Here is a 22,451-nt window from a genome sequence, read left to right as displayed (position 1 = left end):
ACTTTATAAAAAGGGTTACGCTTTTTGGATAATTCGGTAAACCGTTGCTGTTAGGAAAAAGGCCGCAGAAACAATGATGATGGATGCGCCTGATGGCACTGGTAGCTCAAGCTCCATCGGCAGTATGGTTCCGACTAAACACGCAATGGTTGCCAATAAAGAAGAAAGGAGAACGAAACTGCCCATGCGTTTAGTCAATAACCTAGCCGTTGCACCAGGAATCAGTAGCAATGCACCAACCAATACCGCGCCAATAATCTTGACCGCGGCGATGGTGACCAAGGTGATCATCATGACAAATAAGTAATCATAAAAGCTGGTATTAAAGCCGCGTACACGTGCAATATCCGGGCTGATACAAGTCAGCAAAATGCGGTTAAACGTAGGAATAAGAAGCAGTAATATGATCAAACAACTGATCGCTAAAATAAGGATATCGTTGTCCGTCACCGTCAAGATCGATCCAAACAACACGTTCTCCAACATGTGAATGTTGATCTTACGAGCGACGTACATTAACAGCGCAGCACCAACCGCTAACGCTAGTGCAAGAAAAACCCCAACCAGTGTGTCGTAAGGTACATTCGTACGATTACGAACAAAGTGAAGCAACAGCGCAAAAATCATACAAAAGCTAAACAATCCGATGATCGGATTCTCTGGCGGCTCACCGAGTAACACACCAATCGCGATTCCGGTAAGCGCAGCGTGCCCAACCGCTTCGGAGAAAAAAGCCAGTCGCTTGGCGATGACTAATGTACCAAGGCCACCAAGTAATGGTCCTAATATCAACGCAGCCACAATTGCGTTCACCATGAAGGCATAAGAAAAGCTATCGCTTAACCATCCAGCTTCAACGCCGCTAACCGCTAACTCTCGTAACCAATCCATTATGCAGCCTCCACTTTTGCTGTGTAGTGCTTAAATAATGTTTCTATACGATCAGGGCTTAGCACATCTGAATGGTGACCTGACGCCACAATTTGACGATTTACGACATGGACCTGAGCATCTAAACGGCGCACTGCGGTCACGTCATGGTGTACTGCCAGTACCGTTTTGCCTTCTCCAACGACTTCATGAATCAAACCTTCAAGATACCGAACACCTTGCTCGTCCATACCAGTTGTAGGTTCATCTAAAACCAATAAATTGGGCTCATCCAGTAAAGCTTGCGCAAACAAAACACGCTGTTGTTCACCGCCAGAGAGTTGCCCCATACGACGGTCGCTACGCGTTGCCATACCCACGCGATCCAGCTGGGCCAGGGCATGTTGAGTTTGTTTAGTTTTACGTCGCCAAAATAGAGGGATACGGGTTTGATTAAGCAGCACAAAATCCATCACGGTTAACGGGAGGCTTGCCTCGAACATCGCCTTTTGTGGTACATATCCTATCTTACCCGATGCAGCTGATTGCTCTGGCCAATTGAGTGCAATGTTTCCCGAAAATGTTGTTAGCCCAAGTATCGAACGAAGCAAAGAGGTTTTCCCACCACCATTCGGCCCCATGATAACGTGGCATTTAGCGCTCTCGAATTCAGCGCTGATGTTCTGCAAAATAATATTGTCGGCGTATTTTAGGCCCACGTTACTTAAGGAAACGGAAGGTCCAGTCATTACGCCTTTTCCCCTGCTCGCTTGCTCGCAACAAACTTCATTGCCTCAATGAGCGTTTCCACGTTATCTCGCATCTCAAGTTCGACTTTATCAGCCTCATACTCACCGTGAGTCATGTGAGAAAAGCGATAAAGCTGCACCCCAGTCGCCTCTTCGATGGTATCAACAAAACGGTTCGGCATATTGAGCTCATAAAACAGCACATCAATACCCGATTCACGAATTTTCTCAATCGTTTCCTGCAACTGACTGGCACTTGGTTCAACGCCATGAGCAGGCTCAATGACAGCTGCGACGTCAACACCAAACTCCTGAAGGATATAGCCGTAAGCATTATGGGTTGTCGCCACCTTCATACCAGCCGTGTCCAACTCACCAAGAGACAACATTGCATCACGCTTCATCAGGCGGAAAGTTTTCGCATATTTACGAGCATTTTGGCGATAAAAAGTAGCGTTGTCTGGGTCCAGTTTACTTAGCTCACTCGCGATGGTGTAAACCTTTTGAATAGTGGTCGATAGACCAACAAAGGTGTGAGGGTTCACTGCACCTTGACCAACTGACTGCCCCATCGCCGGTAACAGAGGCACTTCTTTGTTCGCTTCGATAACCACGAGATCATCACGCTGAGAGGCTTTGATCACTTTCAGTGCAAAATCGTCATGACCAATACCATTGATCACTATCGCATCCATTTCATTCAAACGTTTAAGATCATTGGGTTGCGGTAAATAGTTATGAGGGTTAAAACCAGCATCGACCAGAGGAATGATGTTCGCCTTGTCATCAACAACAGCTTTGACATAGCTGTAATAAGGTTGAAGCGTAATACCAATACTGAGTTTATCGGCAGCAAAGCCTGTAGAAGACACCGTCAATAACACGGTGGCTGTAAGAATACGACGTAAAAGAGAGCGTTTGATCATAGTACTTATCAATTATGTTGTCTTAATGGGCGTGAGAATGGGAAGAAGAGGAATCTGACAGAACGATTTGTTGCCAGCCATGCTGGCGGCGTTTTGCTAGATCGCTTAGTACCTCCGCATTTAACGATCGGCTAGAATCACTAAACCAAATATCAGCTTGAGAGCCACGGCTATCCAGAAGCATAGAGGCAGAACCTTGGGCATTTTTCTTCATGCCAATGTAGACTCCGTCATCGATTCGTTTCCACTGATGAGACCCTTTGCGCTTCCAGTTTTGGTCTTTTACGAATGGAGCAATCCAAAGCGCCTCCATGTCAGAGACCTCAGGCCAAGTTCCAGTTTCTAGCTGCAAATCACGAATCTCTTCATGAGCAAGCTTAAGTTCAGCGATCAAACCCAACTCGTTTTGATGTAAGTCCGTGATTAAAACTTGATGAGCCTGTATGTCTGGCTTTTCAGTCGCGACCTGATGGTAGGGCATAATTATGGCTGCAGAACCGAGAATCACTGCGATTGTCAGTGCGACCCACTTTCCTTCTCGGTTACCATCATCAGGGCGAACTTTCTGTACACTCATTTCTCTTTCAGCTCAACGATATCCACTTCCACCGGGCTTTCATGTCCGGCATCAAATACCAAATAGAAATCTGTTTCAGGGTGAGTAAATTCTGCGATGGAACGCTTATCTGTTTTTTCTTTGGCGATCAGATTGTCGTCGTAATCGTACATTTCGACATCGTAGTCGACCGCTGTCGATCCATCCGAGTAGCCCGCTTCACAAATCACTTTATCTTGCGCCAAGTGACAACTCATCAGAGGGAAGTGTGCAGCAGCGTGAAAAGAAGCAAATCCAGAAAAAAGCAAAACCGCTTTTAGAAGAGAAGTGTTATTCATGATAATTCCAAAATGGCCCAGCAATTGCTGAGCCTAATTCGATTAGTTAAGTTGAGTTTCAAACGTAAGATGAACATTGGCACTCGCTTTATCCGCCAATGGATTATCTTTTAATTCACCTTTGTAGTTCGCTTTCATTAAGTAGCGCCCGGCGACTTCTGGCGTGAAGATCACTTTGCCATCTTTATCGCTCACCACATCGATTTGTTCTTGATGGTTTCGGTACATGGTACCTTCACGTGTGATCTCCGCTGTGACGCCCTCTTGTGGCTCACCATTGAAGAAAAACTGGAAAGTGACTGGTTCACCTTCAATGATATCCGATGGATGCGTGATCGGTTTCATCTCCAGCATTTTGCCTTCAATCTCCAACGCTTTGTCCGTTGGCATACCAACCGTAATGTAGCTTTCTGCTCGGGTGTAGCTTAGTTGAGTAACCACATCACGCGCTTGCTCGGGAAGCACGTCATCACGCTCAGCTTTGTTTGCTCGCGCCCATTTCACCGTATCACGACGGCCCGCTTTGTATTGTGTGTAATAGCTCGGCTGATTATTAATCGCGACTTTGTGCGTGCCTTCTTCTGTAAAAAAGAAATCAAACATAGAGCGACGCTTGCCACGAACAACAAAGTTAGGACGCTCAGAGCGGCCATCCGGCATCACCACAAACGCCTGGTCACTACCCGCAGGCTTATCAAAAACAAACGTTCCGTGAGAGGCAGTAACATCAAATGTCAGCCAGTCACCGCCTTCTTTAGAAACCGTAAAGTGAGAGGGCAGAACCCAACGTGGATGTGCTTGTGCGGTGGTGGTTACAGCCAATCCCATTGCCATTACACTCGCCCATGCCACTGCTTTCATTTTGGTTTTCATTGTTGTGTCCTTTAATCACTTAACTTGATAATTGACGGTGATGACACCCGTCTCTTGTGTTGGTTTAAGCTCATAGCGCACGTCACTGTCCGCTAGCGTTATTTTTTGACGTAAGTAGTTTCGCCCACCATGTTCACGAACAACTTCGACGTACAACGTGTAATTTCCTTGCTCCAAACGCTTTCCTGCATCATTGGTTCCGTCCCAGACAAAACGGTACTGTCCAGCAGGGCGCGTTGCAGACGTCACCGCATCAACAAGTTCACGATCATAACGACCCGCTTTTCTCCACCAGCTGCGCAGGTCTTTTAGCCATTCGTCTTTTCCTACCCATAGCTGAATGGTTTTAACCGGTTTACGCTGGTCATTTTCAACCCACACCGCCACATAAGGGCGTGCGTACATTGAAGTGTCTATCTTTGGAAGTTCGAATTCGAAATCGATCTTCGCGTTATCTGGTAGAGGAGCCGCAGAAAGAGAGAAAGGAGCAAAAGCCGCGATCAAAGCGGCTTTACAAAAGTGATTACGGCGGAAAAATCTTCCTGTGTTCAACATAAGTGTTCTCTAAAAAAGCTGTTATGGAACAGCAACAAAATAAATCACGAGCGACAGTAACGTACCAAAGCTCATCCATTGCATTGACGTTCTAAGCGTCTTCTTCTTAGGCAGTAATAAGCACACACCTGTTAGAACAAAAAACACCATCAAAAGCGCAGTGACGTCGATAAACCACTTCCAAATCCCACCACTGTTGCGGCCTTTATGTAGATCGTTCAACAACGCAACAATACCGTAGTGCGTCGTTTCAACCTCTGCCGCACCGGTGGTCATATCGATAAAGACCGTAGCGTTATAACCTGGGCCTTTAAAATCCATAGACAGCTCTCCGAGTAACAACTCACCTTGCTCAACTTCGGTATACACATCTAGTGCGGAGGGAGTGCCGCGAAGCTCGGTTTCTTTAGTCAAGAAAGCCACCAGCCCTTCACGATTAGGTTGAAAGGTATCTGAATGTGAGAATAGAACTGAGTGCGGAACCGTCAGAGTATGTTGTTGAATGATAGGTTCACGGCGTTCAAATAATTCGGGGCGATTGAGGGTAATTCCAGTTATTGCAAAAAACAGCGTAACTAAGAGAAGAGCCATCGAAATATAGATATGTAGGCGGCGAGCCCAAGTTTGAACACCTTTGCTTTTAAGCAGCATAGAAACAATCATCACCAATAAATGTGGGGCATAATTTAGGTGATAATCATTCGTATTGGCATTTAATTTACATTGTTTACTTTTTCAATTCAGCTTGGCTGGCGCATGTTGTAACTATTTGCGCCAATATGAGTGACCAATTGCCTACCCTCTAGATAATAACCCTATTAATTTTAATGACTCAAAATTTAATGATATTTCCAATACTAAAAAGTGGGATAGACTCCACCAAAATGCGCCTTTATGTATATTTAATGAAAAGCTTAAAAGCTATCGATAAGCTAGATTAAAAAGGTAAGCTAAGAAGTTAGTGTAGGGTTAGATAGAGAAGATTTTCTGATGCTAGCCAAACGTTATGGTGTAGTTCAGAAGGAAAAATATGAACAAGAATGTTGGAATAATTCTCTTATCACTTTTCTCAAGTGTCACTTTCGCAAGTGAAAAGTTTGAAGCCAGTTTGTTTAACAACGTAAGCCAATCTATCGATAATTATGGTGCTAAGATAAAGCTGTGCGAATCTATGGCAGACCAGAATACACCTGACAAACAAACCCTAGAGTATTCAAAGAAGCATATAGAAGCATTTACTCCTGTTCTGCCGTTTTTAAGCGAGAAAGCTTTTGAGGCTTGTGTATTAAAAGAGAAGCAAGAACTAGCGTATTATCTATTAATAGCAAAAAATAACGCTTCAAGAACTTCAACATTAAAGCTTGTAGAATCGACTGAAAGCCTTACTTTTCATATCGAATCTACATCGAGAGAAAAGTTTGAAACACTAAGCAAAGTGCATCAAGAATATATAGAGAAAAGCCCTTTTTTCTCCCGACCATTTGATGCGTTAGCCTTTTATGAAAAGCTCATACAGTAAATAGCCTTTATGACTTTAGACAAAAAAATACCCGAGACTGAGCTCGGGTATTTAATAAAAGTGTTCGCTATGAGTTCTGCGTCGATTCTACTTTGCGTAGCTGTGATAGATACTTAACCCAACTTTTTGCCTGATTCGACGGTTTAATCTCATTCGCTCTTTTGGCATTAGCGAGCGCATCTTCAAACCGCTTAAGTTTGTAGTAAGCGCGAGTTTTGATAAGTGCGACATCCGCCTTACGTCCACTGACCTTATCGAGCGCGGCAAGGGCATCTTTATAGTGGCCTTCTTGCACCAATAATTGAGAATAGTTCCAGTAATACTGTCGGTCTAACTGAGCAGCAACACGCCAACTATCGATAGACTCTTCCCACTCTTTTGCCATTTGCCAATACGTCGCTTGCTGAGCTTTCAGTTTACTATTCGAGTTTACATCCTCTAGCTCGTTCATCACCAACGCAGCTCTCTCAGGAATACCTCGTTTCGCGTACAATTGTGCCAGCAGCTTTAAGTCATCTTGGCTAAGTTGTAATCCTTTCAGTTTTGCCAACGCCAAAGAGTCCAGAGCACGTTTGTTGTCATCAACACGCAGGTAAAGAGCAACAAGCTGACGCCACCATTCAATTCGCTCAGGTTCAATCGCGATCAATCGTTTGATGGTCGAGATTGCCGGCTTCCACTTTTTCAGTTCTAGCTCAGCAGAAAGCTTTATCGACAATGCGCCAAGCTTGTCTGGCTGACCAAACTTCTCATAACGAGCCATTGCTGAAAGCACTTTCTGCCACTGACTCAGTTGATAATGAGATTGGGAAATACGCAGCCATAGCTCATGCGCTTTTTGACCTTTAGGAATGTTTTTGCTCAAGGCATAGTAATGAGGTAACGCCTTAGAAAAGCGTTGCTCGTTCAGCAGTATATCTGCCAACATTTTTCGGGTTTGCCATGCTTGCTCATCTTGTAGCAAACCACTATTGACTGCCAACTCAAGTTGCTTAATCGCCGCTTGAGTTTGCTCGTTCTGCCAGTAAAAAATACCCAACATTCGAGCGACATAAGCTTGGTCATATCCACGAGAAAGCTCCATAGCTTCAAGAGATGAAATCGCTTCTTTTAGTTTCTCCTCTTGAGCCAAGTTATGTGCTCGTTGAACTCTCGCGGCAGTGTATTGGCTTAACTCACTGGCAATAGTTGAGAGTACACTCAGACTTAATACCGTACCGATTAAGAATTTTTTCATCATTTGGCTAACTTGAACTCCACTTTAGCGGTTTGTCCATACTGCTCAATTGACACACCATCCTCAACTTTTGGCTGATACTTCCATTTTTTAAGCGCACGAATCGCTTCTCTTTCGAACATACGCTGTGGCTCAGCCTCGATCACTTCAATATCTTTTGGTCGTCCCGTAGCGTCGATCGTGAAACGCATAATGACATAGCCTTCAACTCTACGTTTCAGCGCCTTACTTGGATAACGAGGATCAACACGATACAACGGCAGTGCTTGTTGGTTACCCATTGTTCCCTTCAAGTTTGGCGCGCTGATCGCGATACCTTCAAGAGCAGTGTTCAAACCTAAAGCACTGACTGGCGTCATCTGGCTCATTGGCTCCATTTGAGTGTCAGCTTGAGACAGATCCATTGGCTCCGGCGCTTGGGGTGGTTCTGGTTGCTCCGGCACTGAACGTTGACGACGCTGCACGTCTGCTTCATTCTCTACCATCACCATATCAAAACGAACCGCTTCCGAAGCTTCTGGCGCACGCTGGTTGCCTTTATCAACCATCCACGCCATAAAGCTAAACAGGCTCACAGAAATTAACAATGATGCTGGTAGTGCAAGTAACAGCCTGCCCATTAAGGTTTCTCCGCCGCCAATGCGATGTTTTTCACGCCCGCCGCTTTTGCAGCGTCCATCACTTTCACGACAGTGCCATTGTAAGCATGCTCGTCAGCTTGGATAACTAACGAAGCATCAGGCTGATCAAGTAACAAGTGCTCAATAGAGGCCTCAACACGCTCAATATCAACCACTCGTTTGTCGATGTACACGTCATTTGCTGCCGTTACCGCGATAAAAATGCCCGCATCTTTTTGGCTTACCACATTAGAAGCCTGAGGGCGGTTCACTTCTACACCGGATTCACGTACAAACGAACTAGTCACAATGAAGAAGATCAACATGATGAAGACGATATCAAGCATCGACGTTAAATCGACTTGAGCTTCATCTTGTTGGTTAGGTCTGCGTCCGAGTCTCACTTTTGACTCCTTAAAGATTGTTCTAACTGGATAGCTTTTCGTTCACACACTTTGCTAAGGCGAGCATGAATAAACATGCCCGCCAGCGCTGCTACCATACCCGCCATGGTTGGCAGCGTAGCAAGTGAGATACCAGAAGCCATCAATTTCGGATTGCTGCTGCCTTGCGATGCCATTACGTCAAACACCGTAATCATGCCCGTCACCGTCCCTAACAACCCTAACATTGGGCAAACCGCCACAAGTAGTTTAATAGTCGATAGGTTTTGGCGCAGTTCGATTTGCGCTTTTGCAATCCATCCTTCACGGATTTGATGCGCGTACCAAGAGTGGTGCTCTGATCTTGCTTGCCACTGCTCACAAAGCTGTTTCTTTACCCCAGGGAAAACCGTTGTGAGATAAATAACTCGCTCCATAACCAACAGCCAGCACACCGCCACGACGGCAGCCAGCCACCATAGGATTTGACCACCTTGCTGCATAAAGCTCATCAAGGTTGTGGCCCAATCCTCACTGATCAAACCCAATGTGTTGAGTAGGATCTGCTCCATTACGCTGCGTTCTCCGCTAAGGTGTTAGAGTGACTTTTGTTGCTCGGCATATCACGCTCAGCTTGTTCTGCAACTAAACCGATACCTTGCTTTTCTAAGATACTGCGAATATTTTCTGCTTGAGAGCTCAATACGTTGTGCGCCAATAACAATGGCATGGCTGAAACAAGGCCAAGTACAGTAGTTACAAGCGCCATCGAAATACCACCCGCCATTACTTTCGGATCACCATTACCAAATTGAGTGATGACTTGGAAGGTTTCGATCATACCCGTTACCGTGCCCAGTAGACCAAGCATAGGGGCCAGCGCAGCAAGAAGCTTCAGCATCGACAACCCTTTTTCTAGGTGGGTTTGCTCATCAACAACGGCTTCCAAAAGACGTAGCTCTAACGCTTCTACGCTGCGATGCTTATCTTTCTGATACACCGCAAGCACACGACCCAAAGGGTTGTCTCCTGGCTGTGCTGGAGTTTTCAGTTGCTTCATGATTTTCTGGCGCGAAATCATCAGAGATGCACCACGTACGAGAGCAATCAATAGGCCGATAGCTAATAAACCAAGGATGATTTTACCGACAACGCCGCCTGCATTTAGGCGATCAGCCAAAGTCGGTGAGTTTGCGAGCTGCTCAAGAAGAATGCCGCGTGACGGGTCAATGACAAGCGCATCAATGTCACCAGAGGAAATAGTATTCGCTGTTGGACCGCTTTCAGGCTGACGAAGATAGTTTACCGCATCTCCGCGTTGACCATTCCACTTAACGTAGCCAGTGTCATCCAGCAGCGCCATAGAACCAAGACGAACACCATTAACCGTTTGTTCACGACCTTCGCCATTTAGCAGTGTGAAAGAGACGTTTGCCATCTCACCACTTGCTTTGATTTGTTCTTCCATGCTGCGCCACATCGCCTGAAGTTGGGTCAACGTTGGCAGTGATTTAGCTGCAACAATAGCATCGATATCTTTCTGATATGAATTTGCATCAACACCCGTTACTGAGCTCTTGAGCTCTGACTCTAGCTCTTTTGCGTTCTGGCGAACGACGCCAAATAGCTCACCTAAGCTCCCGGTTTCTAGACGTAGCTTTTCTTCTAGCTGCGCCAGTTCCGCTTCGTTTTCACCGAAAGTAACACTTAATGAGTCCGCTTCTGCTTGAAGAGCCGCTCGCTCTGCGGCCAATTTATTCTTTATAGCCTGTAGCTCTTGCTCTGTTTTCTTAAAACCTGATTCACGCGTGACATTGTGCGATTGCTGTTGACGATTTTCTTGCTGCGCCTTTTGTAACAACGCATCACTAGCAACAGTTGTATGAGGCATTAATGCGGCTGTCGAGATTAGTGCAACCGATAACCATTTTTTCATCATTTATTTGCCCTCCGCAGCGGTTAACGACACTGGCAGAGTTAACATACTCGGCGCGATCTGTTTATTCGCCATAGCGAACGCTTTATCTAGCTCTGATTTTTGCTCAGAACCCACTTGTTGCCATGCTTGTTGTTGCTGTGACCAGCTCCAGAATGTGTCACCAGATAAGCTACGTGCTACCAAAGACAAACGCCCTAAATAGAGAATGTCCGCCTCCACAGCTTCATTGTCACCCAGGTTAACCTTGCCTTGGTAAACGCCAAGCTTGGTGCCGTAATCCATTTCAATTTGGTACGCTTCTAAAATACGACGAAACTTCTCTGCATCCGCAACGTCTGCACGCGTCATCATGGAATCCAGCTTTGCAATTCGTTCCTCACGTTGCGCTTTGCGTATAGGTTTGTCGTTAGCAACGAGCGCTTTTAAGCCTTCAAGCATGTGATACATCAAAGGCACGACACCTTGACGAGTTTGAGCAATCTGCTCAATTTGCTCGTTCAAGCTATCAACTTCTTGATTTTGGCTCTCAACAAGGCTTGCAAGATGATCGCGATAAATCTTCAAGTTACCGACTTCCTCTTGCAGCTGCTCAATTTCAGCTTCTAGAGTAAGTGATTTTTCTGCGCTTGCATCAATACGTTTTTGGCTTACCGCCGACGACTGGTTTGTTTTACTCTGCACAGCTTGTGCATCGTTTAAGTTCGCCGCGTGAGCGGGAATCAAAACCGATGATATCAACAGAGCGATACTTGATTTCATTAGATTCATACGAGTTATATTTCTGTGTTCCAAAAACGACCAAAGGGGAAGACTACCCTTCCCCTTTAATAATCAAATTGTTATCAGTACTTGAACTGGATTGTTGCCATGTAGTTGCGGCTTTCTCCAACCACAACCCCACTCGCACCTTTTTGCTCGCTATTCGTGCTACCACCACCTGCGAAGTAGTCGGTATCGAATAAATTCTCGACATTGAATCGAGCAATGATATCCAAGTTTTCATCGTACTTATGTTTGTATGACACGCCCATATCAACGCGAGCGTAGCCATCTTTCTTGAAGGTATTCGCTGCATCACCGTAGCGATCACCTTCATAAATCAAACCAAGGTTTAGGTTCGTATTGTCCTGAACCTTGTAGCTAGACCATAGACTTGCTGAAAACTCTGGCACATCTACAGGGCGGTTGCCTTCATATCTTTCTGCCTTCTTAAGCTCTGCATCCAAGTACATTGCAGAAGCGGTTAGCGACAACTCTGGGGTCACAAAACCTTGAGCCATTAACTCAGCACCTTTGTGAACTTGCTCACCACCTTGCGTTTTCTTGTGTAGGAGATTACCGCCTGCGTCTTTGCCGCTTTCAACATCCAGCGAGATGTTCTCTAATGTGATATCAAACACTGCACCGGATACAAATAAGCGCTGATCGAACAGTTCCCACTTAGTTCCGATCTCGTAAGAGATACCACGCTCTGCGTCTAGCTTCTCGCCATCGTTCACGTAAGTTTTGCCACGACCACTGCTGACTTCACCTTGCGGCATAAAGCTTTCAGAGTACTGAACGTAAACCGAGCCATTTGTCGCTGGGTGGAAAATCACACCAAACTTAGGAGAAACTTGATTCTCTGTCAGGTCATCATTACGCTTTTCATCATAACGAACCCCTGCAAGTACTTGCCAAGACTCGTTAATAGTCATCATGTTTTGCGCATAGATACCCCAAGTATCGTACTCAGTTGTTGGTGATTTCTTCGAACTACGATAGCCAGGCTTAGGCACCGTTTCTCCTGGCGCAATACTCGCCTCATTATGAAATGCCATAAAGCGATCATAACTGTAATCTAAGTAGTTAGCGCCCACTAACAACGTGTTTTCCGTACCGAACAAAGTCAAGTCCGTCGTCACATCTATATATGCAGTATCAAATACCCAATTATCGGAGCGATCATTCCCTTTGTGTCGAATCACACCGTCTTTGTCATAATTATCAAACTTAGGGTAAGACTCCACATCAAAACGCTTAAAGTCTTGGCGGTTGTAACCCGCTTTTACGTTTACATTGTCAGTCACTTGAGCATTAATATCGATGCCATAGTTTTCTACATCGTTATCAATTTCAGACCACTGCGCATCCCAGATATACTTATCACCGCGAACCGCTTTGCCATCAATAATGTATGCACCAGAATCCACGCTACCATCGTCTTTCGTGCGATCGTAATGCGCTGACACCATAAAGTTGTCGGTGATGTCGTACTCAACCACTAGGCCCGCAACCGTACGATCCGTTTCTGGCTCGGTACCATCGCCGTAGCTGCGCCAAGAGCCGTAGCTTTCTTTGGCAAAAATTGCGCGCGCGCGCAGTGTCTCTGCATCATTTAGCGCGCCACTCACATCAAGCACCGTGCGTGAGTGATCATTCGAACCTAGATCTTGACTCAAACTAGCTTGTGTTTGAGTTGTTGGTTTTTTCGAAACCATGTTTACTAAGCCACCCGGCTCAGATTTACCATATAGCAGGCCTGATGGACCTTTAAGCACTTCAACACGCTCTAAAAGCTCAATTGGCTGACGGTAGTGTGACCAGTGTTGACGGCCATCACGAAGAAAACCGTCTGAACTACTAAGCTCAAAACCACGTAGAGAGAAACGTTCGCGGTTACGGCTTGTACCACCCGCGCTAACACTTGCATCGTTACGTAGCACTTCACCAAGTGTACTTGCACGCTGCTCATCAATTACCGTTTCATCGATAACCGCTACTTGTCCTGGCGTTTCCAGCTGCGTCATTTCCATGCGCATTGCTGTACTGTTTGTATCCGCCTTGTAGCCGAACTCTCGACCTTCTACAACTACATGTTCGTCTGTTTGAACGTCCGCCACTGCAGGTGTTGCTAACACCGCACCGATCACTAGCGCCAAATGGCTCTTAGTAAACATATCCTTTCACTCCGATTATTATTTTTCGGGTCACATGCTTGTTGAATGCGATTCCCTCTTAATTATTTCGCGGGTGAATATAAGTGATAAGTATTACCATTTGCATTAAATTTACATTCTTTGCATTTGCAAACTTTTGTAAAGTACTCTCTGATGATGAGCTACAATAACGTGATCAAAATCACAGTTAATAAGACTTAACCATACTTACTGCTTGAACACCAAAGTAACACTCAGACCTCCTTGTTCACGATTTTTCGCCGTAACGGATCCACCCATAATGCGCATGGATTCTTTGACAATCGCGAGACCTAAGCCGTAGCCGCCAAGCTTCTTATCTCTTGATGCATCTAAGCGAGTAAACGGGTCAAAAATATCGACCAACTTGTTCTCTGGAATACCAGGCCCATTGTCGGATACAGACATGGAAATCAATTGCTGCCCATCTTTGACATGATTAGCCAGAGAAACTTCTATCTGAGATGCTTGCCCTGAATATTTGATGGCATTTCCAACAAGATTATTCAAACAACGAATGATGAGCGTTTCTTCGCAAAAAGCTTTGGCGCATGTTGCTTCTGAACGGAATGACAATGTTTGTTCTGGTTTTAAATCGATTTTGCACCGCTCTACTTGCGGTGCGAGCAACACCTCTAAATCACGGCGTTTCGCACCTTTGTCGAAACGCGCATTTTCCAAGCGACTGAACTCCAAGATATCGCTTATCAAATGGTTTAGCTCTTTAGCTTCGTCTTCTAGCCTGGTCACCAAGCTTTGCTCGTTCTCCCCAACTCGCTTCCGCAAAAGGTGTAGAACTAAATTCTGTCTTGCTAACGGCGTTCGGAGCTCGTGGGAGACATCTCTTATAAGCAATCGCTGCTTTTCGGCAAGAGAATGAATTTGCTGTGTCATGTGGTCGAAGTCTTGCGCCAGCTCGTTAAACTCGCGCGTATTCGATTTTAACTCTTTCACCACACTGACATTAAAGTCGCCGTTAGATAGCTTTTTGCTTGCTTCTCTTAAGCGATCAAGCGGCTGTTGTAAGTTGCGTGCCATTAGCAATGAGAACAACGCCAAAATAACTACCGCAATCACCACTTTGAGAATAGAGAAATATAAAATGAAGTCATGTGCGGGATGCAGTCGATGTGGCAGTTGAATCACCAAGCTATTATCTTTAACCAAAGGGATATTGATAATCGGGCGATTTACCTTTCCCTCAAGTTGATCATCAATACTTCTTTTAAATTGAAGTTTGAACTCGAAGTGTGGATGCATTAAACGGTGAGTGACGGGTTGCTGGTGCTCATTCAGCACAAACAGATAAAAGTTTTGCGCGTTCGCCCAATCCGCAAGTTCATCCATGTCTCCGTGCTCAATCAGCACATTGGCTTGATGTGCAAGATCGAGCATTTCTTCTCGCACACTGTCCGGCACTTTTAGCATGGCTTTCACGAGAGCTTGCTCCGCCATTGCTTGTACGACCAAAATACTTATCACAATTGCAGTCATATAACTAAACAACTTAAACGCTAAGCTGTCTTTACGTTTCGCGATAAAAGGTGGGCACGTGAGCTTCATTAATTGTTTACAGCCTCTAGGTAGCTGTAACCTTTGCCACGGAAGGTTTTGATATGTTGCTTAGAGAGCCCTGCTTCTACTAGCTTGCGACGTATATTACTGATGTGCATATCAAGGTTGCGGTCAAAAGGGCTTAGCTCTTTCTTTAATACTTCGGTTTGGAGTTCCGCTTTTGAAATCACCACACCTTGGTTTTTGACTAGATAGCTCAGTAACTCGGCTTCCGTGCTTGTGAGTGGTAAGCTATTGAGCTGATCACTGATCGTTTGAACGGTACTGCACATCGCCTGACGTTGGCGCTCTAAACCAACACGACGAAGAATCGCTTTGATGCGCATCAGAAGCTCAGCAACATTAAAAGGCTTTCCTATGTACTGATCGGCTCCCGCTTGGTAGCCATCAAGCATCGAGTTTTCATCATTAAGAGCAGTAAGCATTAGAATAGGTGTCGCGAAGCGTTGACAGATTCTACGGGCAACTTGCATGCCGTTAAGGTTTGGTAACATGACATCAAGCAGTACAAGATCTACCGGCGTTTTTTCCATATATTGCAAAGCACTTTCACCGCAATGTACAGAAGAGACAATATAGCCCTCCTCTTGCAAAACTGCTTCTAATAGCTCACACAAAGGAACGTCATCATCCACTATCAAAACTCGAGACATTACCACTCACCATTCAAATAAAAATGGTTCGCATTCTATTACTCATTTACAAATTAAACAACTACACATCCTAGGGCTTTAGTACAAATAGCTCTATAGCAGTAGACCGGAGTGCTAAGTTAACTAGCACCTGATAATGAGGGTAGATCAGGGCATTAGATTCGTCTGCTTAGCGACATTTTCCACGATGTGTTTTAAATGGGTGCTGATCGTTTTTAATGTGACAAGCTCCTCTTCAGTGAAGGGATGCATCAGAACTGAATTTGCTCCGCTTTTTCCAATAACCGTAGGTAGGCTGAGAACAACATCATGCAAACCATATTGCCCCGACATCATCGTACCGACGGGCAACACCGATCGTTCGTTAATCGTCACAGCTTGAATGATTCGAAAGACACTGGCGGCAATGCCATGAACGGTGTTCTGCTTACGCCGAAAGATTTCGTATCCCGCCTGTTTCACCGCCTCAAGAAGTGCGTGCGGATCAATTCTCTCAATGTTATGGGTATCGCAGTAATAGTCGGCCGGTTGCCCAGCGATAGAAATTAAGCTCTTAGGAGTAAAGCAATGGCTACCATGCTCTCCTAATACATAACCAAACACGTTCTTCGGGTCTAGGTCTACACGGCCAGCAACAATACTCATTAAACGAGCGGTATCAACTACACAGCCACTGCTAATAACTTTACTAGGCTCAAAACCGGTGTTGGTGACAATAAAGTGCGCCACGATATCACATGGGTTTGACACAACAATCAACACCGCATTTGGCGCTACGCGTTCTATTTGACGCGCAATATCAACTCCAATTTGAGCATTAACCTCAGCAATATCTAAACGAGTTTGTCCTTGTTTAATCTGCGTACCAGCGGTGATAACAACAAGAGAGGCTTCGAGTAAATCTAAGTAATCATCCGACGGCATAATGCGTGTGTTTTTTGAAAAAGTCAGTGCCATCGTGTGACGAAAATCAAACACTTCACCCTCGGCACGTTCTAAATTTTTATCAAGTAGAACAAGCTCACTAATACCACCCAGAGTGAGTAAGTAATTACATACTCCCACACCAACAGCTCCTGCACCAATAACACCGATCTTCATATTTCTCTCTCCCGATAACCATGATGCACTCGCAACTACCTTGCTCTTTAAAAATGAGCGGCAGGAGAATAAAAGTCCAACTTTGGTTCATGATTCGACAGGAGTGCTTCCAACGACCTACCTTGACGAATGGGCGATGTAGCTTTTATTAAGACGATCTTACAACATGCACCTTGAGGTATATCTTCAAAGCAAAAAACGAGTACAATCTGCTCATCACAAAGCAGAAGATGAAGAACATGGAAACATTAGTAATTGGTCATCGTGGTGTTGCTGGCTCATACCCAGAAAATACAAAAGTGAGCGTTCAGGCCGCCATTGACCTCGGATTAAATTGGGTTGAAGTTGATGTACAACCGACCAAAGATAATGTTTTAGTGGTTTGCCATGATCACACCATAAATCGATGCAGTAATGGACAAGGGCGTGTCGATGAACTGACTCTGGAAGAGTTAAAGGCGTTGGATTTTGGTAGCTGGTTCAGCGCAGATTTTTCAGGTGAGAAAATCATGACATTAGATGAGCTGCTCACTTTAGCTACTGAGCATAAGCTTAACTTGAATATTGAAGTTAAGGTAGATCGCCACCCAGCAGAAGAAGTGGCACAAGCTCTCGCAAACGTACTGGCAAAAAGTCCCATGCCGCAAGAGAAGGTACTACTCTCCAGTTTTAGTCATGATGTCATTAGAGCGCTGCATAAATACTGCAGTGAGTATCGATTAGGTGTATTGAGTGAATTCTTAACGAGAAAAGATAAACGCCTTTTGGAAGAAGTTAACGCCTATAGCTGCAACCTAAACATTAACTGGGTTCGCTCGCGCCAAATAAACAAACTCCAGCAGGCGGGTTACAAAGTGATGTGTTATACAGTGAACAATCCAAACAAACTGAAGTACCTACCTCAGTTAGACGGTATATTCAGTGATCATCCACAACGCTTTATGCCATAGCACATACCACCTTGAGCTTCAGAGGCACCATTTCGTTACCACTCAATCTGAATTGGTGTCCCCATCTCGACAAGCTGGATAAATTCATCCATCTCTTCATTGGTAATCGCAATACACCCATTGGTCCAATCAAAGCTTTGGATATAAATCGGCAACTGACTCTCACCGTTTTTTAAACCATGAATTTTGATGTTTCCTCCTGGGGACACACCTCGGCGCTTCGCTTCCAACGTATCAATCGCATCAGGGTAGCTAATATGCACAGAACGATAAAAAGCAGAGTCTTCTATAACGTAATCTAAGGTGTATTCGCCCTCAGGTGTACGATTGTCTCCCTCTTCTTGTTTATGCCCTTGAGGGCTTGCCCCTAAAGCAATGCGGTATTCTTTTAGTATTGTGCCTTGTTCCATTAAATACATTCGACGCTTTGACTTGTCGACTTTAACAAGATCTACAGCTGCATGGACGCCAGAAGCCAACACACAACACAAGAACATAGAGAACCATTTCACTGACATTGCCGGAACGCCTAACCTAACTAAAGTGAACAAGAAAAGAGCGATTATGCTAGTCAGTTAGCGCCCGTAAAGCAAACAGTATCTAGGGTAGACCCTGTATTACCCCAGGAGCTAATGGATGAACGCACAAGTGCAGAATCGTAAGATAATACTCATTGAAAGGCGTGATCGTTATCGTTGTTTGATATGGCAAAAGTTAAAGAGAAGATTTCTCTATTCATTCCGCCTAAGTTGCATTACTTTATAAGTATATTTATTTATAAAGTCCGCACTTTTTGAGAGGGAACCATGATTAATATTGCTTTTTTTAGTGCAAAATCCTACGACGAGGCCTCTTTTAATAAAATTAAAAATAACCGAGATTTTGAATTCCACTATCACGACTTCCGGCTAACCGAAAAAACCGCCAAAATGGCACATGGTTGCGATGTCGTGTGTGCTTTCGTCAATGATGACCTTTCAGCTCCCGTTCTTAAACAGCTTTCTCTAGGCGGAACTAAGCTTATTGCCATGCGCTGCGCGGGTTTTGATAAAGTTGATCTACAAGCCGCTAAAGAACTTGGCTTACAAGTGGTTCGAGTTCCTGCTTACTCACCAGAAGCGGTGGCTGAACACACAGTCGGTTTGATGATGTGCCTAAATCGTCGCCTTCACAAAGCCTACCAACGTACACGTGACGCCAACTTCTCGCTAGAGGGCCTAGTTGGCTTTAACTTTTACGGGAAAACCGTTGGTGTCATTGGTACAGGTAAGATTGGTATCGCGACGATGCGTATCTTCAAAGGGCTTGGCATGGAGCTGCTTTGCTATGACCCTTACGAAAATCCATTAGCACTAAAAATGGGAGCGCGTTACTGTTCGCTTGAAGAAATCTACGCTAATGCGGATATTATCTCTCTCCATTGTCCAATGAGTGAAGAAAACTATCACCTATTGAACGAAAAAGCCTTCGCGCAAATGAAAGATGGTGTGATGATCATTAACACCAGTCGAGGCGAGTTGCTGGATTCACTAGCAGCGATAGAGGCATTGAAACAAGGTAAGATTGGCGCGCTTGGTCTAGACGTGTATGACAATGAAAAAGACTTGTTCTTCCAAGATAAATCTAACGATGTCATTGTAGACGATGTTTTCCGTCGCTTATCGGCTTGTCATAACGTGCTCTTTACTGGCCACCAAGCATTCTTGACTCACGAAGCACTTAATAATATTGCCTCAGTTACGCTCGATAACGTCGAAGCCTTCTTCTCTGGTAACGTATCGGGCAATGAACTGATTAACTAAAGCCAGACAATCGAGAAGTATAGTAGAGCGTGTGATCTCAGCTATGCTATACTTCTCGACTATTTAAAATTTGAGCCAAATTACCATGAGCATAAAAACTGATATTCAAAAGCTGCACAACCGTTTAGATACATGCCAACGTAAACTTGATGCGGCACGTTCTCGTGGTGATCACGAAATGATTACAAAGTTCACGGATGAAGTAGAACAGCTAACCAAAAAGCTTAACCAGTTAAAGCATAAGCAAAACTATGAGCTGAACAAAGAACGTAAAAGCTTACTTGATATGCCATTCTCTCGTGAAATCACCAAAGCAGAACAAGCGGACATCGGCAAACTGAAAAAACGCGTACGCGGCTTAGTAATCGTTCACCCACTAACAAAAGTTGGTAAAGAGCTTCGCCTCGATGTCATGACAGGCTTTGCGCCAAAAGAGTTTTAAACTCATATTAATACTCGTTGAGCCTAAGCATTTGCTTGGGCTTTTTATTTTGTACTGCTTCATTAAATTTCATCGAAATATCAACCCATAAGCTCTTAAAAAGGCCAGCGACAAAAGCCACTGACCAAATTCAAAATGCCAGTCTGCATTACTCGCCTACGACAGTTGCTGCAACTTGTGCTCCACAACGGGGTCATTCGGAACTAACTGCTGAGCCACTTCCAAAAGTTGTACTGCATCTTGCGGATTGTCATGCTCATGCTTCATCGCAATATCAACAAGTGGCTGAATATCGATTTGCGCTTGATGCTCCTTCACATGTTCTTTCTTTTCTTCAATTAACACATTATGAGCGGTACTCAGTAAGTTCAAACGATGCTGTGAACTCGCATTCGCCTTGTTAAGGCACTGATAGTAATCTTCTTTTAATCGCAGCGTTTTAGTCTGATGACGAAACTGCGCTATATCTATCTTCTGATAACGTATAAAGTCTACAGCCACTTGCTTATAAAAACCGAATTTATTCAAATACGTCGCGTGGGTACCATGTCCCATACCGAAGACTCTCAAGTGAGTGAGCTCTGGGTAGCGTTTGGCGTGAAGGCGGTCGATTTCATTGGTTGGATCATAAATGATGTAACCTTTTGCATCTCCAAGGTCGAGGTCGTGGTACTTTCCTTCCCAATCAAATTGTTGGGCAAGTTCAGTACTTGGCCTGTCATCCCATGGCACTAGCACTTTGTTTTTTGTACTGACCGGGTGAAACATCAATACTTGATCCAACTTTAATAGATTGGAAAAAGCGCCAATAGCAAAACCACCGCGGCTAAGGCCATAACCTAAACGGCATTCAAAAGGCTCAAGTAATGTCGATAACTGCTCTAGAAAGAAAATCAAATTACGGCTGCGAAACCAGTTACTTTTCCCAAGGTGCTGAAAAGAAATAATATTTACTTTTTGTTTCTGGGCTAAGCGATAGCCCCAAGGCGCAAAGTCTGAGTGTAAGTCCTGTACTTGTAGATTCGTACCAGCAGGGGAAAAGGTGAACAACAGCGGTTTATTGCGGTCGACAAACTCATACTTAACAAACACATCATCAAGTAAGTCCTCCCCGGACATCGGTAGCCTGGTTTGCTGGTCTTCACGAGAAAGAGCCAGCCATTCATCCAACCAGTACAGTAACTTCATTAATCCTCCATCTAAATTGCGCCTAGCAATTGTGTTAAAAATCTAGTTTTTAGTGTGTGATCATCTCCCCCTGGTTACAGGGGACTCTGATATCAGTCCTCTTTTAAAACAAAGCGTGAATTTGCTTATTAAATTGGTCAATATCTATGGTTTGATGACGAACAAACTCCTTCGCCACCAGATTAAAAAATTCTAATTTATCTAATTGTGTGGATTGAGTGCCGTGCCCCATACCGACGACTTTTAAATGAGTTAGCTCTGGGTAACGTTCAGCATGAAGACGATCAATACGATTGGTGGGGTCATAAATAATGTAACCTTTGGCATTGCCCAAATCTCGATCATGGTAGCCGCCTTCCCAATCGAACTGTTGAGCAAGCTCAGTGCTGGGCCGATCATCCCAAGGCACTAAAGCTTTATTTTTTGTGCTCACAGGATAAAACAACAAAAGATGTTCTAATTTCAGCAAGTTAGCGAACGCGCCAATTGCAAAGCCACCTCGACTTTGCCCATAACCCAAACGACATTGGAAGGGATGAAGCAACTCAGACAGCTGCTCCAGAAAGAAAATCAAATTCCGACTACGGAACCAATTACTTTGTCCTAAATGTTGAAAGGCAATAATGTTTACTTTTTGTTGTATTCCGAGCTCGTAGCCCCAAGGAGAAAAATTCGGAGTTAAATCTTGTACCTGCACATCAGTGCCGGAAGGAGAAAATGTGAACAACAATGGCTTGTTAAGATCGACGAGTTCATACTTCACAAATACATCATCAAGTAAATCGTAGCCAGAAATTGGTAAAGCAGCATTTTGCTCTTTTTGAGTAAGCACTTGCCATTCATCTAACCAGTAAAGTAGCTTCATTTTTTCTCCTAGTACATCAGCAGTATTTAGACTGAAACTCTATCAAAATGCTTTTAAGCATCCCACGTTGAGACTTAACAAAGCTCTACTTAAAGCCTAAATGACCTATGAAAATGTCTTCGATTGCAGATATTACTGCGTAAACTAAACCCAAAGTGAGTACGCTAAAGAACTTAGAGAAAGGGCCGGAGAAAAGCCAATTAGAAGTTTTCGATAACAGCTGTTAAAAAACAGCAGATACAAAAAAACCGCTGTAAGAACAGCGGTTTTTTAAAGGTGGCGGAGAGATAGGGATTTGAACCCTAGATACGCTATTAACGTATGCCGGTTTTCAAGACCGGTGCTTTCAACCA

General features: G+C 44.4%; 25 protein-coding genes. 4 read left to right on the top strand and 21 right to left on the bottom strand.

Features of this window, described 5'->3' with window-relative positions:
* Window positions 1-15 precede the first annotated feature (15 nt).
* Genes ACWPOD_RS00125 through ACWPOD_RS00090 form a run of 8 tightly spaced genes read right to left on the bottom strand, consistent with a single transcriptional unit; the run spans window position 16 to window position 5,518 of the window.
* Window positions 16-891, bottom strand: coding sequence for a metal ABC transporter permease (locus ACWPOD_RS00125; RefSeq protein ID WP_005393560.1), 876 nt, complete (start codon window positions 889-891; stop codon window positions 16-18).
* Window positions 891-1,619 carry a metal ABC transporter ATP-binding protein gene (locus ACWPOD_RS00120; protein WP_167427194.1) on the bottom strand — a complete coding sequence of 243 codons (729 nt, stop codon included), beginning with the start codon at window positions 1,617-1,619 and terminating at the stop codon, window positions 891-893. The genes ACWPOD_RS00125 and ACWPOD_RS00120 overlap by 1 nt, the downstream gene beginning before the upstream one ends.
* Window positions 1,619-2,545: a metal ABC transporter solute-binding protein, Zn/Mn family gene (locus tag ACWPOD_RS00115; protein WP_047007957.1), complete on the bottom strand. Its 927-nt coding sequence runs from the start codon at window positions 2,543-2,545 to the stop codon at window positions 1,619-1,621. Before ACWPOD_RS00115 ends, ACWPOD_RS00120 begins: the two co-directional genes overlap by 1 nt.
* A gap of 22 nt (window positions 2,546-2,567) precedes the next feature.
* Entirely contained in the window at window positions 2,568-3,122 is a 555-nt protein-coding gene (locus ACWPOD_RS00110) for a DUF6162 family protein (protein WP_167427193.1), read from the bottom strand.
* A complete protein-coding gene (locus ACWPOD_RS00105; RefSeq protein WP_005374251.1) occupies window positions 3,119-3,439 on the bottom strand; it encodes a hypothetical protein in 321 nt (106 codons plus the stop codon). The genes ACWPOD_RS00110 and ACWPOD_RS00105 overlap by 4 nt, the downstream gene beginning before the upstream one ends.
* 42 nt (window positions 3,440-3,481) lie before the next feature.
* Complete coding sequence (locus ACWPOD_RS00100) at window positions 3,482-4,312, bottom strand: DUF4198 domain-containing protein (RefSeq protein ID WP_167427192.1); 831 nt, start codon at window positions 4,310-4,312, stop codon at window positions 3,482-3,484.
* Between the two features lie 15 nt (window positions 4,313-4,327).
* The gene (locus tag ACWPOD_RS00095) at window positions 4,328-4,867 is read right to left on the bottom strand and encodes a DUF2271 domain-containing protein (protein ID WP_124007440.1); all 540 of its coding nucleotides are present in this window, start codon (window positions 4,865-4,867) and stop codon (window positions 4,328-4,330) included.
* A 21-nt stretch (window positions 4,868-4,888) separates the two neighbouring features.
* The gene (locus ACWPOD_RS00090; protein ID WP_085344263.1) at window positions 4,889-5,518 is read right to left on the bottom strand and encodes a PepSY-associated TM helix domain-containing protein; all 630 of its coding nucleotides are present in this window, start codon (window positions 5,516-5,518) and stop codon (window positions 4,889-4,891) included.
* A gap of 379 nt (window positions 5,519-5,897) precedes the next feature.
* Here ACWPOD_RS00090 and ACWPOD_RS00085 point away from each other — a divergent pair, with 379 nt between their 5' ends.
* On the top strand, window positions 5,898-6,386 hold the full coding sequence (locus ACWPOD_RS00085) for a hypothetical protein (protein ID WP_167427191.1): 489 nt from the start codon (window positions 5,898-5,900) through the stop codon (window positions 6,384-6,386).
* A 67-nt stretch (window positions 6,387-6,453) separates the two neighbouring features.
* Here ACWPOD_RS00085 and ACWPOD_RS00080 read toward each other — a convergent pair whose 3' ends face one another.
* The 10 genes from ACWPOD_RS00080 to ACWPOD_RS00035 all read right to left on the bottom strand — a co-directional run bounded on the left by ACWPOD_RS00080 (window position 6,454) and on the right by ACWPOD_RS00035 (window position 16,851).
* Window positions 6,454-7,626, bottom strand: coding sequence for a tetratricopeptide repeat protein (locus ACWPOD_RS00080; RefSeq protein WP_167427190.1), 1,173 nt, complete (start codon window positions 7,624-7,626; stop codon window positions 6,454-6,456).
* Window positions 7,623-8,243 (bottom strand): energy transducer TonB, encoded by a 621-nt coding sequence (locus ACWPOD_RS00075; protein WP_006741220.1) that lies wholly within the window; start codon window positions 8,241-8,243, stop codon window positions 7,623-7,625. Before ACWPOD_RS00075 ends, ACWPOD_RS00080 begins: the two co-directional genes overlap by 4 nt.
* Window positions 8,243-8,647, bottom strand: coding sequence for an ExbD/TolR family protein (locus ACWPOD_RS00070; protein WP_005374257.1), 405 nt, complete (start codon window positions 8,645-8,647; stop codon window positions 8,243-8,245). Before ACWPOD_RS00070 ends, ACWPOD_RS00075 begins: the two co-directional genes overlap by 1 nt.
* Complete coding sequence (locus tag ACWPOD_RS00065; RefSeq protein ID WP_006741219.1) at window positions 8,644-9,198, bottom strand: MotA/TolQ/ExbB proton channel family protein; 555 nt, start codon at window positions 9,196-9,198, stop codon at window positions 8,644-8,646. The genes ACWPOD_RS00070 and ACWPOD_RS00065 overlap by 4 nt, the downstream gene beginning before the upstream one ends.
* Window positions 9,198-10,565 (bottom strand): MotA/TolQ/ExbB proton channel family protein, encoded by a 1,368-nt coding sequence (locus tag ACWPOD_RS00060; protein ID WP_104973336.1) that lies wholly within the window; start codon window positions 10,563-10,565, stop codon window positions 9,198-9,200. The genes ACWPOD_RS00065 and ACWPOD_RS00060 overlap by 1 nt, the downstream gene beginning before the upstream one ends.
* Window positions 10,566-11,333: a DUF3450 domain-containing protein gene (locus ACWPOD_RS00055; RefSeq protein ID WP_167427189.1), complete on the bottom strand. Its 768-nt coding sequence runs from the start codon at window positions 11,331-11,333 to the stop codon at window positions 10,566-10,568. It abuts the gene before it with no gap.
* A 74-nt stretch (window positions 11,334-11,407) separates the two neighbouring features.
* Window positions 11,408-13,504, bottom strand: coding sequence for a TonB-dependent siderophore receptor (locus ACWPOD_RS00050; RefSeq protein WP_167427188.1), 2,097 nt, complete (start codon window positions 13,502-13,504; stop codon window positions 11,408-11,410).
* Window positions 13,505-13,711: 207 nt separating this feature from the next.
* Complete coding sequence (locus tag ACWPOD_RS00045) at window positions 13,712-15,085, bottom strand: sensor histidine kinase (RefSeq protein WP_005393533.1); 1,374 nt, start codon at window positions 15,083-15,085, stop codon at window positions 13,712-13,714.
* A complete protein-coding gene (locus tag ACWPOD_RS00040) occupies window positions 15,085-15,750 on the bottom strand; it encodes a response regulator transcription factor (protein ID WP_046873911.1) in 666 nt (221 codons plus the stop codon). Before ACWPOD_RS00040 ends, ACWPOD_RS00045 begins: the two co-directional genes overlap by 1 nt.
* Window positions 15,751-15,897: 147 nt before the next feature.
* Window positions 15,898-16,851, bottom strand: a complete 954-nt coding sequence (locus ACWPOD_RS00035; protein WP_167427187.1) for a lactate/malate family dehydrogenase — start codon at window positions 16,849-16,851, stop codon at window positions 15,898-15,900.
* Window positions 16,852-17,090: 239 nt separating this feature from the next.
* On the opposite strand from ACWPOD_RS00035, the gene ACWPOD_RS00030 reads away from it, so the two are divergent.
* Window positions 17,091-17,801, top strand: coding sequence for a glycerophosphodiester phosphodiesterase family protein (locus ACWPOD_RS00030; protein ID WP_167427186.1), 711 nt, complete (start codon window positions 17,091-17,093; stop codon window positions 17,799-17,801).
* A 35-nt stretch (window positions 17,802-17,836) separates the two neighbouring features.
* Here the strand turns inward: ACWPOD_RS00030 and ACWPOD_RS00025 are convergent, their stop codons facing one another.
* Complete coding sequence (locus ACWPOD_RS00025) at window positions 17,837-18,319, bottom strand: L,D-transpeptidase family protein (protein ID WP_167427185.1); 483 nt, start codon at window positions 18,317-18,319, stop codon at window positions 17,837-17,839.
* A gap of 288 nt (window positions 18,320-18,607) precedes the next feature.
* On the opposite strand from ACWPOD_RS00025, the gene ACWPOD_RS00020 reads away from it, so the two are divergent.
* Both ACWPOD_RS00020 and ACWPOD_RS00015 read left to right on the top strand, forming a co-directional pair.
* Window positions 18,608-19,603: a 2-hydroxyacid dehydrogenase gene (locus ACWPOD_RS00020; RefSeq protein ID WP_167427184.1), complete on the top strand. Its 996-nt coding sequence runs from the start codon at window positions 18,608-18,610 to the stop codon at window positions 19,601-19,603.
* An 85-nt stretch (window positions 19,604-19,688) separates the two neighbouring features.
* Window positions 19,689-20,045, top strand: a complete 357-nt coding sequence (locus tag ACWPOD_RS00015; protein WP_005374274.1) for a YibL family ribosome-associated protein — start codon at window positions 19,689-19,691, stop codon at window positions 20,043-20,045.
* A 156-nt stretch (window positions 20,046-20,201) separates the two neighbouring features.
* On the opposite strand, the gene ACWPOD_RS00010 is transcribed toward ACWPOD_RS00015, so the two are convergent.
* Window positions 20,202-21,233 carry a cytosolic protein gene (locus ACWPOD_RS00010; RefSeq protein ID WP_167427183.1) on the bottom strand — a complete coding sequence of 344 codons (1,032 nt, stop codon included), beginning with the start codon at window positions 21,231-21,233 and terminating at the stop codon, window positions 20,202-20,204.
* A 103-nt stretch (window positions 21,234-21,336) separates the two neighbouring features.
* Complete coding sequence (locus ACWPOD_RS00005; protein WP_167427182.1) at window positions 21,337-22,098, bottom strand: cytosolic protein; 762 nt, start codon at window positions 22,096-22,098, stop codon at window positions 21,337-21,339.
* Window positions 22,099-22,451 lie beyond the last annotated feature (353 nt).

This window comes from Vibrio sp. JZG120 (assembly GCF_053890955.1).
This window is presented reverse-complemented; position numbering and strand designations above follow the sequence as displayed.